General features: G+C 59.8%; 11 protein-coding genes. 7 read left to right on the top strand and 4 right to left on the bottom strand.

Annotated features, from left to right (window positions below):
* The first annotated feature begins 29 nt into the window (after window positions 1–29).
* The 4 genes from ABTV22_RS26090 (at window position 30) to ABTV22_RS26075 (ending at window position 3914) form a co-directional block, all read left to right on the top strand.
* Window positions 30–806 (top strand): IclR family transcriptional regulator, encoded by a 777-nt coding sequence (locus tag ABTV22_RS26090; protein WP_433737246.1) that lies wholly within the window; start codon window positions 30–32, stop codon window positions 804–806.
* Window positions 807–1019: 213 nt separating this feature from the next.
* The gene (locus ABTV22_RS26085; RefSeq protein ID WP_433737245.1) at window positions 1020–2075 is read left to right on the top strand and encodes a Gfo/Idh/MocA family protein; all 1056 of its coding nucleotides are present in this window, start codon (window positions 1020–1022) and stop codon (window positions 2073–2075) included.
* A gap of 2 nt (window positions 2076–2077) precedes the next feature.
* Complete coding sequence (locus ABTV22_RS26080) at window positions 2078–2893, top strand: sugar phosphate isomerase/epimerase family protein (protein WP_433737243.1); 816 nt, start codon at window positions 2078–2080, stop codon at window positions 2891–2893.
* Between the two features lie 142 nt (window positions 2894–3035).
* On the top strand, window positions 3036–3914 hold the full coding sequence (locus ABTV22_RS26075; protein ID WP_433737242.1) for a DMT family transporter: 879 nt from the start codon (window positions 3036–3038) through the stop codon (window positions 3912–3914).
* A gap of 157 nt (window positions 3915–4071) precedes the next feature.
* Here ABTV22_RS26075 and ABTV22_RS26070 read toward each other — a convergent pair whose 3' ends face one another.
* Window positions 4072–5409 carry an MFS transporter gene (locus tag ABTV22_RS26070; RefSeq protein ID WP_433737241.1) on the bottom strand — a complete coding sequence of 446 codons (1338 nt, stop codon included), beginning with the start codon at window positions 5407–5409 and terminating at the stop codon, window positions 4072–4074.
* A gap of 580 nt (window positions 5410–5989) precedes the next feature.
* Between ABTV22_RS26070 and quiC the strand changes: the two genes are divergently transcribed.
* The gene (gene quiC / locus ABTV22_RS26065; RefSeq protein WP_433737240.1) at window positions 5990–7891 is read left to right on the top strand and encodes a 3-dehydroshikimate dehydratase QuiC; all 1902 of its coding nucleotides are present in this window, start codon (window positions 5990–5992) and stop codon (window positions 7889–7891) included.
* Between the two features lie 102 nt (window positions 7892–7993).
* Window positions 7994–8668, top strand: coding sequence for a TetR family transcriptional regulator (locus ABTV22_RS26060; protein ID WP_433737239.1), 675 nt, complete (start codon window positions 7994–7996; stop codon window positions 8666–8668).
* Between the two features lie 72 nt (window positions 8669–8740).
* Here ABTV22_RS26060 and ABTV22_RS26055 read toward each other — a convergent pair whose 3' ends face one another.
* From ABTV22_RS26055 to ABTV22_RS26045, 3 genes are all read right to left on the bottom strand, one after another.
* A complete protein-coding gene (locus ABTV22_RS26055; RefSeq protein ID WP_433737238.1) occupies window positions 8741–9595 on the bottom strand; it encodes a shikimate dehydrogenase in 855 nt (284 codons plus the stop codon).
* A gap of 5 nt (window positions 9596–9600) precedes the next feature.
* The gene (gene aroQ, locus ABTV22_RS26050) at window positions 9601–10041 is read right to left on the bottom strand and encodes a type II 3-dehydroquinate dehydratase (RefSeq protein ID WP_433737237.1); all 441 of its coding nucleotides are present in this window, start codon (window positions 10039–10041) and stop codon (window positions 9601–9603) included.
* Between the two features lie 210 nt (window positions 10042–10251).
* Window positions 10252–11163: a LysR family transcriptional regulator gene (locus ABTV22_RS26045; protein ID WP_433737236.1), complete on the bottom strand. Its 912-nt coding sequence runs from the start codon at window positions 11161–11163 to the stop codon at window positions 10252–10254.
* A gap of 120 nt (window positions 11164–11283) precedes the next feature.
* Between ABTV22_RS26045 and ABTV22_RS26040 the strand changes: the two genes are divergently transcribed.
* The gene (locus ABTV22_RS26040; protein ID WP_433737235.1) at window positions 11284–11490 is read left to right on the top strand and encodes a tautomerase family protein; all 207 of its coding nucleotides are present in this window, start codon (window positions 11284–11286) and stop codon (window positions 11488–11490) included.
* The last annotated feature ends 163 nt before the right edge of the window (window positions 11491–11653 follow it).

Here is an 11653-nt window from a genome sequence, read left to right as displayed (position 1 = left end):
AATCGAGCAAATTTTGCGTGGAAACCCCTATGGCCGGCAGTCAGATCGAACGTGTTTTCAGTGTGCTTGAGAGTCTCACCAGCGACCCGCGTGGGCTGCCGATGCAGACCCTGGCGGAGCAGCTGGACATCCCCAAAAGCGCCACTCACCGCCTGCTCGCCGAGCTGATCCGCCTGGGTTATGTGCGACAGAATCCGGAGAACCTGCGCTACCACTTGTCCACCAAACTGGTGGCGATGGGGTTTCGTTATCTGTCGAGCAGTGGCGCCGATATCGTGCAGCCGGTGCTCGACCGGTTGGCGCAGGAAACCGGCGAACTGGTGCGTCTGGGCGTGATCGAAGGCGATCGGCAGACCTGGATCGCCAAGTCCCAGGGTGCTCGATCCGGGCTGCGTTACGACCCGGACATGGGCCGTGATGCGCCGCTGTTCTATACCGCGTCGGGCCATGCCTGGCTGGCGACCATGAGCGATGCCGAAGCCCTGTCGCTGGTGGAGCGCCAGGCGGCGGACCGACCAGTGGAATTGGGGCCGAATGCGCCGCGTTCCAATATCGAACTGCTGGAGCGCCTGCGGCTGGCGCGGGAGCAGGGCTATGCCTGTGTCGAGGAAAGCTCGGCCGTGGGCACCTCGGCGATTGCCGCGGTGGTGCGTCATCCGGGGGATGGGCGGGTGATTGGCGTGCTGAGCATCGCCGGGCCGAGTGCGCGGATGCCGGGGGCACGGCTGCATGAGTTGGCGCCGTTGTTATTGGCGTTCACCGAGGAATTGTCGGCGGCGAGTGTGGCGTCGGAGTTGTTCTGCTAGCCGCATTCCTTGTAGGAGCAGAGCTTGCTCGCGATGAACGATACCGCGGTCTTACATGAAACACCGCGGCGTCTGCATCGCGAGCAAGCATTGCTCCTACAGATGGTGTGCGCTGTTCGCACACTTTTGCAGTTGGTTGGTGTAAGAATCTGGAACTCGGTTCTAAATTGTTGAGCTTCATCCCTCCGACAATAACCACAAGAGGACCGCTCCATGAATTCGCCCCTTCGCATCGCCCTGATCGGTGCTGGCAACATGGGTCAGCAGCATTACCGGCATTTGAAATCCCTGACAGAAGCCACCTTGTGCGCGGTGTCCGATCCCGGGCTGCAGGCGGCAAGTCTCGCGGCTAAATGGGGTGTGGCGTATTTCGCTGACCACTGTCAGATGCTGGAGCAGGCGAAGCCGGATGCCGTCATCGTCTCCAATCCGAATAATCTGCACGTCAGTACCGCGCTCGATTGCCTGGCCGCCGGCGTTCCGGTGCTGTTGGAGAAGCCGGTGGGTGTGTGCATGGATGAAGTCCGCACACTGGTAACCGCTACGAAGACCACGGGTGTTCCGGTGCTGGTCGGCCATCATCGCCGCCACAATCCGCTGATCGTCCGTGCCCATGAACTTGTCCACAGCGGCGCCCTGGGGCGTTTGACCACGGTCACGGCGCTCTGGCAGTTGCGCAAGCCCGACACTTACTTTGAAACGGCATGGCGCCGTGAGGCGGGGGCGGGGATGTTATTGACCAACCTGATCCATGACCTCGATCTGCTGCGGCATCTGTGCGGTGAAGTGCGTCAAGTGCAGGCCATCACCAGCAACGCGATTCGTGGGTTTGCCAATGAGGATTGCGCGGCGGTGCTGCTGCAGTTCGACAATGGAGCGCTCGGCAGCCTGACTGGTTCCGATGCGGTGGCGGCGCCCTGGAGTTGGGAGCTGGATGCGGGGGAGAACCCGGTGTATCCGCGTCAGGCCGACCAACCGTGCTATTTGCTGGCCGGGACCGGTGGGGCACTGAGCATCCCGCAACTCAAACGCTGGCACTACGCCGAGGTCGATGGCGGTTGGCACGAGCCCTTGCTGGCGACTCAGGAACACTTCAGTGCCGATGAAGCCTTGCGCTTGCAATTGCAGCACTTCGTGCGGGTTGCGCGCCGGGATGTCGAGCCGCTGGTGAGTGCGGCCGATGCCGCGCGCACACTGGCGCTTATCGAAGCCATTCGCGAAGCCGCCGAAACCGGCCGCGCTTGTGCGCCATCGTTGATCGAGGGTTGAGCATGAGCGAACGTATTTTTTCCCTGGCCAGCCTGACGGTGCTGGAGCTGTCGCCACCGGACATGGTCGAAGTGGCAGCGCGCGCAGGTTACAGCCATGTCGGTTTGCGTCTGGTGCCGGCCACGCCAGAGGAACATCACTTCGCGCTGGTGGCCGATGCTGACTTACGGCGCCAGACCCTGGCGCGTCTGCGCGATACCGGCATTCGTGTACTGGATGTGGAAATCCTTCGGCTGAAACCGGACACCGTCGTCGCCGATTTCGAGAAAATTCTGGCGGTGGGTGCCGAATTCGGTGCCAGTGAATTGCTGGTGGCCGGTAACGATTCTGACGAACAGCGCATGACGCAAAACTTTGCCGAACTTTGCGATCTGGCGGCGTCTTATGGGCTGCATCCGCATTTGGAGTTCATGCCCTGGACCGACGCGCGCGATCTTGAACAAGCGGTGCGCATTGTCGAGGGGGCCGGGCGCGAAAACGGTGCAGTGTTGGTGGACGCATTTCACTTTGATCGTTCGGGGTCGCGGCTGGAAGCACTGGCCAGGGTCGCGCCTTCACGGTTACGGTATGCGCAGTTGTGTGATGTGGCGGGGCCAAGGCCTGCGGACATGGCCGAGATCTTGCGTCAGGCGCGCAACGAGCGACGTTTTCCAGGCGACGGTGATTGCGATTTGCCGGGGTTGTTGAGCTGTTTGCCGGCTAACATTCCCTTGAGCCTGGAGATTCCCACGGTGCAATTGCTGGAGCAGGGTGTGAGCGGCTTGGCGCGGGCGCAGATGGCTTTGGATAAGACCCGGGATTTGTTGGCGCAGCTGTAAGCGGTGCTGCGCACCTATCGCGGGCAAGCCTCGCTCCTACGGGTATTACGTCAGTCGCGAATTTTTGGCTCGACACAAAACCTGTAGGAGCGAGGCTTGCCCGCGAAGGTTTTGATTTTTTTGATGTAAAAAAGGACCCCCAATGACCGTCAGCACCCCGCTTTCCGGCGTCAATCAGCCCTTCAAAGGGATCTTGCTGATCGTTGTCGCTACCTTCCTGTTTTCCAGTCATGACGCCATATCGAAATACCTCTCCGGGTTCTATCCGATCGTCATGGTGGTGTGGGCCCGTTACGTGGTTCATACCCTGTTGATGGCCGGGATTTTCCTGCCGCAATCCGGGCTGCGAGTACTGCGTACGAAGCGGCCGCTGCTGCAGGTGATCCGGGCGCTGTGCTTGCTGGGCACCAGCCTGTTTTTCACCACCGGGTTGATGTACATCCCGTTGGCCGAAGCCACGTCGGTCAACTTCCTGGCTCCGGTGCTGGTCACCGCGTTGTCAGTGCCGCTGCTGAAGGAGCGGGTGACGCGCGGACAGTGGTTGGCGGTGATTTTCGGCTTTGTGGGGGTGCTGATCGTCGTCCATCCGGGCGGTGACTTGTTCACCCCGGCGGTGCTGCTGCCGTTCTGCTCGGCGCTGTTTTTCTGCTTCTATCAATTGTTGACGCGCAAGCTCAGCGAGATCGACAGCCCGACCACCAGTAACTTTTTCGCCGGACTGTGCAACACCCTGGTGATGAGCGCGCTGGTGCCGTTCTTCTGGCAAATGCCCAACCTGATCCATGGCGCGATGATGTTGGCGCTAGGGGCCTGTGGGATGACGGCGCATTTGTTCTTGACCCAGGCTTTCCGTCATGCGGCACCGGCGTTGCTGGCGCCGTTCAGTTACTGCCAGATCGTGTTTGCCGGCCTGCTGGGTTGGCTGGTGTTCTCCCACACACCGAGCCTGACCACCATCATCGGCATTGCCGTGATTTGCTGCAGCGGGTTGGCAGCGGCGTGGCAGCAAAGCCGTCGCTAATTTATGGGCAGGACCGCGCAGCCTCTGTAGGAGCTGCCGCAGGCTGCGATCTTTTGATCTTGCCTTTAAAGAACAAAGTCAAAAGATCGCAGCCTCGTTTCACTCGTCAGTTCCTACAGGGGGAGTGCGTATGCATTGAGAGCTGCGCCGGGGAACATCACTCTTCTACGGTAGGGATCTTGCGCGGTGCCATGAAGTACATCCAGGTCAGTGCGATGAAGTACATCGCCGGGATCAGGGTGAACAGTACGGTGTAGTTGTTGTTGGTGACGGTCAGGATGTGGCCGACCAATTGGGTCATGAACATCCCGCCAATCGCGGCACACATGCCGCCGAATCCGAACACCGTACTCATCATGTGCTTGGGCGTGTAATCCATCACCAGGCTCCAGATGTTCGCGGTCCAGGCCTGGTGCGCGCCGATGGCCAGGGAAATGGCGGCGACCGCGACCCACAGGTTGCTGGAACCGGCCGCCACGATCACGCCGATGATGCAGCAGGCGAACAGGAACATGGACATCAGCCGCGCCTTGATCGGGTTCACTCCACGTCCGATCAGGAACGAGGACAGAATCCCGCCGCCGACACTGCCGAAGTCGGCGGTGAGGTAAATGATGATCAGCGGGATACCCATCTGGGTCACGTTGATACCCAGGTTGTATTGCTGGTTGAGGAACGGCGGCAGCCAGTACAGGTAGAACCAGAACACCGGTGCCGTCATCGAGTAAGCCAGGGCGAAGGCCCAGGTGCCGCGCATACGCAGGATTTTCGAGAAGGGGACGCGGGCCTGTTCCGGCTCGACTTCGTTCTGGATGTAGTCCAGTTCCGACTGTTTAACGCGTGGGTGATCTTCCGGGTTGAAGTACTTCAGGCCCCAGCACACCAGCCAGATGCCGCCCAGTGCCGACATGCAGAGGAACGCGGCCTGCCAGCCCCAGGCATGCAGGATCAGCGGCAGCAGCATCGGGGTGAACATTGCACCGACGTTGGTCCCGGCGTTGAAGATGCCGGTGGCCACGGCTCGCTCGCCGGCCGGAAACCACAGGCGCGTGGTTTTCACGCACGCCGGGTAGTTGGCGGCTTCGGTCAGGCCGAGGATAAAGCGGCAGACCATGAAACCCGCCGCCGACGTGGCCAGGCCGTGGGCGCCCGTCGCCAGGCTCCAGAGCAGCACGGCGCAGAAGAACACGCGTTTGACACCGACCCGGTCGATCAAACGGCCTTGCAGTACGAAGCCGATGGCATAACCGACCTGGAACCAGAAATTGATGTTGGCGTAGTCCATCGCCGTCCAGCTCATTTCCTTGGCAAGGATCGGCTGCATGACGCCCAGGGCGGCGCGGTCGATGTAGTTCAGGGTGGTGGCGAAGAACACCAGCGCCAGCATGCCCCAACGGGTTTTGCCGACGGCCATGGCGCCGCGGATTTTGTCGCCGATGCCACCAGTGGCGACACTCATGGCCGCAGCCATGGGAGAGCTTTGAGTAGGATTCATCTGTGCCATCCGTTCAATGACTGACAAGCGAGGCTCGTCGGGACTTCAAGGGCGCGTGATCAATCGAGGGCGGCGGGCGCGAGAGGACTGATCGGCTGTTTTCGTCGGCTGACGGGTTATTCAGCGAGCGGCACGGTGATGCCGGCGGTGCGCAAGGTTCGGATGGACGCCAGGCAAGGCGTAATGACGGTGGTTGGAGCGAGCAGGGCGTTGAATAAGCACATGAGCGTATACCCGTTTTTTTGAAATTTTTATGTGATGTTCTGGGTCTGGTTACCTGAGGCCGGCGGTTTGAAACCGGCCTCAATGTGGTGTTGATGTTGCGCAGTGAACAAAAAATCGTCAATTCACCAAAGCCCATTGTGTTCGATAATCGAACACAAAACTAACCGGGTAGTACACTTTAAATTGCTGTGTTGGATCGCGCAGCCAATAATTCACCTCAAGACAAACGCGATCCCTGTAGGAGCCGGCTGGCTGGCGATGGCGATCTCACGGACGCCATCGCCAGCAAGCCGGCTCCTACGAAGAAACGTGCAATGCCCCTAACAAGATTGCCTCCACCACCGGGAGCCGAACCATGCAGCGTTCCATTGCCACCGTATCCCTGAGCGGTACCCTGCCGGAAAAACTCGAAGCCATCGCCGCCGCCGGTTTTGACGGTGTCGAGATTTTCGAGAACGACCTTCTCTACTACGACGGCAGCCCGCGTGAAATTAAACAGATGTGCGCCGATCTCGGGATCGCGATCACCCTGTTTCAACCGTTCCGGGATTTCGAAGGCTGCCGTCGTGACCGCCTGTCGCGCAACCTGGAGCGGGCCGAGCGCAAGTTCGACCTGATGCAGGAGCTGGGCACCGACCTGGTGCTGGTGTGCAGCAACGCCTCGGCCGACTCCATCGGTGACGAACAGATTCTGGTCGATGACTTGCGCCTGCTCGCCGAACGCGCCGGTGCACGTGGCCTGCGCATTGGTTACGAAGCATTGGCCTGGGGCCGGCACGTGAACACCTGGCAACAGGTATGGAGCATCGTGCGGCAGGCCGATCATCCGAACCTCGGTGTGTTGCTCGACAGCTTCCATACGTTGTCGCTCAAGGGCGATCCGAGCGCCATCGCCGAGATCCCTGGCGACAAGATCTTCTTCGTGCAAATGGCCGACGCCCCGATCCTGGCCATGGACGTGCTGGAGTGGAGTCGGCATTTCCGTTGCTTCCCCGGCCAGGGCGAATTCGATTTGCCGGGCTTCCTCGCGCCGATAATCAAGAGTGGCTACACCGGGCCGCTGTCGCTGGAAATCTTCAACGACGGTTTTCGCGCCGCACCGCCACGGGCCAACGCCGCCGACGGTTTGCGGTCGTTGTTGTATCTGGAAGAGAAAACCCGCCAGCGTCTGGCACAAGAAGCCAAGCCATCGGCCAGCGTCGACATATTGTTCGAGACGCCCAAGGCCAGCGAGTACAACGGCATCGAGTTTCTCGAGTTCGCCGTGGACGAAAGCCTCGGCGCCAAACTTGCCCATTGGCTTGAACGCCTGGGCTTCGTCAAGGCCGGCCAGCATCGCTCCAAGAGCGTCAGCCTGTTGCGCCAGGGCGATATCAACCTGATCCTCAACTCCGAGCCTTACTCCTTTGGCCACAGTTTCTTCGAGGCTCACGGCCCATCGCTGTGCGCCACCGCTGTGCGGGTCAATGACAGTGCCAGCGCGTTGGCCCGGGCCGTGGCTTACAAAGGTCAGCCTTATCGTGGGTTGGTCGGTCCCAATGAGCTGGAACTCGCCGCCGTGCGCGCACCGGACGGCAGCCTGATTTACCTGGTGGATCAGCACGCCGATGTCTACGGCACCGACTTCAATCTGTTGCCCAATGCAGTGGTCAGTGGCGGACTCAAGCGCATCGACCACATGGCCATGGCGCTGCCGGCCGACAGCCTCGACAGTTGGGTGCTGTTCTACAAGAGCCTGCTGGATTTCGAGGCCGATGATGAAGTGGTGCTGCCTGATCCGTATGGTCTAGTGAAGAGCCGCGCGTTGCGCAGTCGCGACAGTTCGATTCGTCTGCCGCTGAACATTTCCGAGAATCGCAACACCGCCATCTCACACGCCTTGTCGAGTTATCGCGGTTCCGGTGTGCATCACATCGCCTTTGATTGCGACGACATCTTTGCCCAGGTCAGCCGGGCGAAAGAGGCGGGCGTGCCACTGTTGGATATTCCGCTCAACTACTACGATGACTTGGCGGCGCGCTTCGATTTCGATGACGAGCTCCTGAGTGAATTGGCCTACTACAACGTGCTTTACGACCGCGATGCCCAGGGCGGCGAGTTGTTCCACGTGTACACCGAGCCGTTCGAAGGGCGGTTTTTCTTCGAGATCATCCAGCGCAAGAACGGCTATGCCGGTTACGGCGCCGCTAACGTGGCGGTGCGTCTGGCGGCCATGGCCAAATCACGAAGTGGGGCCGTACGTCAGACAAAGTTGTAGGAAAATAGTAATCGCGTCGACAAACCGCAGCCGCACGGCTTCCTTCAGTGTGCGGCGCGGCTCATAATCGCCAGCCTGTGCAGTGATGGCCGTGAGCCCGCAATGACAATGACTTCAGAACTCCAAGCCGCATCAGACCAACCTGTCGAGCCGCGCAAGAGTCGCAAGAACAACCCGGAAAAAACCCGCGAGAACATCCTGCAAGAAGCGATCGTCGAGTTCGTTCAGCAGGGACTGTCCGGTGCTCGCGTCGATGCCATCGCCGAGCGCATCCATACTTCCAAGCGCATGATCTATTACTACTTCGGCAGTAAGGAACAGCTCTACGTCGAAGTGCTGGAAAAGCTCTACGGCGATATCCGCAGCACTGAAAACCGCTTGCACCTGGCCGAACTGGCCCCGGTGGAGGCGATTCGGCGGCTGGTGGAATTCACCTTCGATCACCATGACCGCAATGTCGATTTCGTGCGCATCGTCAGCATCGAGAACATTCACAATGCCGAATATGTGAAGCAGTCCGATGCCATCAAGGCGATGAACAACACCATCCTCGATTCATTGGGCGAGATCCTGCGTCGCGGTGCCGAGTTGGGCGTGTTCCGCGGCGGTCTTGATCCGTTGGATGTGCACTTGCTGATCAGTTCGTTCTGCTTCTATCGCGTGTCGAACCGTCATACCTTCGGTGAGATTTTTCAGATTGACCTGCCGGACGAAACCATCAAGCAGCGTCATCGCGAGATGATTTGCGAGTCTGTTCTGCGATATCTGCAGGCCTGAGTTCTGTAGGAGCCGGCTTGCTGGCGATGGCTTATTCAAGGGTGCCATCGCCAGCAAGCCGGCTCCTACGGTTCAGATATTCATGCTCTGAAAATGCGCCAGCATCCGCTGGGCATCCGGCACCCTGCCGCTGAACAATTCAAACGCCTTCACCGCCTGGAACACCGCCATGTTGCCGCCATCGAGCGTGCGGCAACCCAGGGCGCGAGCATTACGCAGCAGCTCGGTTTCCAGTGGGAAGTAAACGATCTCTGCCACCCACAACTCGGCGCGCAGCAACTCGACCGGTACCGGCATGCCCGGTAGTTTTTTCATGCCCATCGGTGTGGTGTTCACCAGGCCATCGGCCTCGGCCAGGGTCAGCGCCAAATCATGACCGGCCACTGCGCGACCGCTGCCGAAATGCTGGTTGAGGTTGTCGGCCAGGCTCTGGGCGCGGCAGATGTCTACGTCGAAAATGCTCAACTGCCGTACGCCTTCGCTCAGTAACGCGTGGGCTACCGCAGCACCGGCGCCACCGGCGCCCATTTGGACGACACGTTCCACGGCGACCCCCTGCAAGCCCCGGCGAAAACCCTCGGCAAAGCCCAGGCAATCGGTGTTGTGGCCGATGCGTTTGCCGTCCTTGAGCACCACGGTGTTCACCGCGCCGATGCCGCGAGCTTCCGGCGACAATTCGTCGAGCAGCGGGATGATCGCCTGCTTGCACGGGAAGGTGATGTTCAGGCCGGTGAAGTTCATGCGTTCGGCGGCGGCCAGCAGTTCGGGCAGAGCGTTACTGTCCAGTTGCAACTGATCCAGGTCGATCAGGCGATAGAGGTAGCGCAAACCCTGGGCATCGCCTTCATGTTCGTGCAGTGCCGGGGTGCGTGAAGCCTGGATGCCGGCGCCGATCAGGCCGGCCAATACCGTTTGATTCTGGTTCACGATGTTCACCCTTTCAAACGTTGGCTGAAATGCTCCAGCGCCAGGCGATACCCGTGGCTGCCGAACCCGGCCATCACCGCAGTGGCGATGGCGGATACGAAGGAGTGATGGCGGAAGGGCTCGCGGGCGTGGACGTTGGACAGGTGGACTTCGATCACAGGCAATTCGCTGGCGACCAGGGCATCTCGGATGGCCACCGAGGTGTGGGTCCAGGCGGCGGGGTTGATCACGATCCCGGCACAACGGCCGCGTGCGCCGTGAATCCAGTCGAGCAACTCGCCTTCATGGTTGGTCTGGCGAAACTCCACCGCCAGGCCGAACTCTTCGGCGGCCCGGCCGCACAGGGCGGAAATGTCTGCCAGGGTTTCATGGCCGTAAGTCGCCGGTTCACGGGTGCCGAGCAGGTTCAGGTTCGGGCCGTTGAGCACCAGAATGATGGGGGGCATCAAGGTTTCTCCACTTATTGTTTTTGGCATTGGCCGAGGTTTTCGGCCTGTGGAGATAAATTGTACTAACTAGTTAATGCGGTCAATTGAAGAGCGGGTCCGTCGACTATTTGTGTGCGGTGATCGAACACTTGAAAAGATCGCAGCCTGCGGCAGCTCCTGCAGGGCGTACGCGATTCTCATGTAGGAGCTGCCGCAGGCTGCGATCTTTCAACGGGGCAAATGTTCTACGAGAAAATCAATGAATGCCCGTAACCTCAACGGCACATGACGACTTTGCGGATAGAGCAAGGTAAACGGCCGCGAACGTCCGCCGTAAGGTTTGAGCACTTCCACCAATGAGCCGTCGGCCAGTTCCTTTTCGACAATGAAACGATAGGTCTGGAACAGGCCTGCGCCGTTCTTCGCCAAGGTCACGCCTCCCAGCACATCGTCGGAGCAGCAGAAATTGCCCTCAGCCAGAATCTCGCGTTGCACGCCGTTGTCATTGAACAGCCAGGCGATGCGCCGACCGCTGCTGGGCAGCTCGTATTGAATGCATTCGTGCAGTTGCAGGTCGTCCAGGGTTTGCGGCGTGCCGGCACGCTCGAGGTAGTCGGGGCTGGCAATCATCACCAACGCGGCGTCTTCCAGCGGTCGGGCAATCAGGCCCGAATCAGGAATCGCCCGCACGCGAATCGCCATGTCATAGCCTTCACCGACGAAATCGATGTTGCGATTGCTGATGTGCGATTCGACCTTTACTGCGGGAAAGCGTGCACGAAACTCAGGGAGCAGCGGCAGGATTCGGTGATGGGCATAGGTGGTCGGAATACTGATTCGCAGCGTTCCGGAAGGTACTTGCTGCTGACCCATGACCTCACGCTGGGCTTCCACCAGTTGCGCCAATGCCTGACGGCATTCTTCGTAATAACGGCGACCACTGTCGGTCAGATTGACGCTGCGGGTGGTGCGTGCAAACAGCCGCACGCCCAGGCGTTCTTCCATACGCGACACCGAACGACTCACCGCCGCGGGCGTCACACCCGCCACCAGCGCGGCCGCCGTGAAGCTGCCAGCCTCGGCGGCCAGGCAGAACAACTCGATGCTGCCCAACTGAAGATCGTCGAATAGTCTCTGCATGATTGATTACACCGGGGATCAAATGACGTGTGTGGACCAGTATTTATCAGATGCCAGCACACCGATACAGTGAGCCTCAGTGGGTCAGCCCTTCTTAATCAGCCGAGCAGGAGAAGCAACATGCCATTCGTCAACGTACGCATTACCCGTGACGGCGTTACCCGTGAGCAGAAAGCCCAGGTCATCGCCGAAATCACCGAGACCCTGCAACGCGTGCTCGGCAAGCCGCCGGAGCTGACCCACATCGTGATCGAGGAAATCGACACGGATAATTGGGGGCATGGGGGGATTACCACGACTGACATTCTAAAAAAACAGCCGGGGTGATTTCGAAGAAAGGCAAGACAGCCGTCCTTGTGACGGCTTTTTTGTGGGCGTTGGGAAAGGATTGCTAACGATTTTTCCAGGTTGCCTCGTGAGCGCTTAACAGCTTGAGCGCTAGGCTCAAATGCGTATTTGCAGTCCGATACTCAGCGCCGGTGATCGGATT

Origin of the sequence: Pseudomonas putida, from assembly GCF_050990305.1 — a bacterium.
GTDB classification, from domain to species: domain Bacteria; phylum Pseudomonadota; class Gammaproteobacteria; order Pseudomonadales; family Pseudomonadaceae; genus Aquipseudomonas; species Aquipseudomonas putida_AH.
This window is presented reverse-complemented; position numbering and strand designations above follow the sequence as displayed.

Coding starts and splice junctions, on each gene's coding strand:
- ABTV22_RS26045 (WP_433737236.1), bottom strand. CDS start 11,163: ATGCAGAGACTATTCGACGATCTTCAGTTGGGCAGCATCGAGTTGTTC.
- ABTV22_RS26040 (WP_433737235.1), top strand. CDS start 11,284: ATGCCATTCGTCAACGTACGCATTACCCGTGACGGCGTTACCCGTGAG.
- aroQ (WP_433737237.1), bottom strand. CDS start 10,041: ATGCCCCCCATCATTCTGGTGCTCAACGGCCCGAACCTGAACCTGCTC.
- ABTV22_RS26090 (WP_433737246.1), top strand. CDS start 30: ATGGCCGGCAGTCAGATCGAACGTGTTTTCAGTGTGCTTGAGAGTCTC.
- quiC (WP_433737240.1), top strand. CDS start 5,990: ATGCAGCGTTCCATTGCCACCGTATCCCTGAGCGGTACCCTGCCGGAA.
- ABTV22_RS26060 (WP_433737239.1), top strand. CDS start 7,994: ATGACAATGACTTCAGAACTCCAAGCCGCATCAGACCAACCTGTCGAG.
- ABTV22_RS26080 (WP_433737243.1), top strand. CDS start 2,078: ATGAGCGAACGTATTTTTTCCCTGGCCAGCCTGACGGTGCTGGAGCTG.
- ABTV22_RS26075 (WP_433737242.1), top strand. CDS start 3,036: ATGACCGTCAGCACCCCGCTTTCCGGCGTCAATCAGCCCTTCAAAGGG.
- ABTV22_RS26085 (WP_433737245.1), top strand. CDS start 1,020: ATGAATTCGCCCCTTCGCATCGCCCTGATCGGTGCTGGCAACATGGGT.
- ABTV22_RS26070 (WP_433737241.1), bottom strand. CDS start 5,409: ATGAATCCTACTCAAAGCTCTCCCATGGCTGCGGCCATGAGTGTCGCC.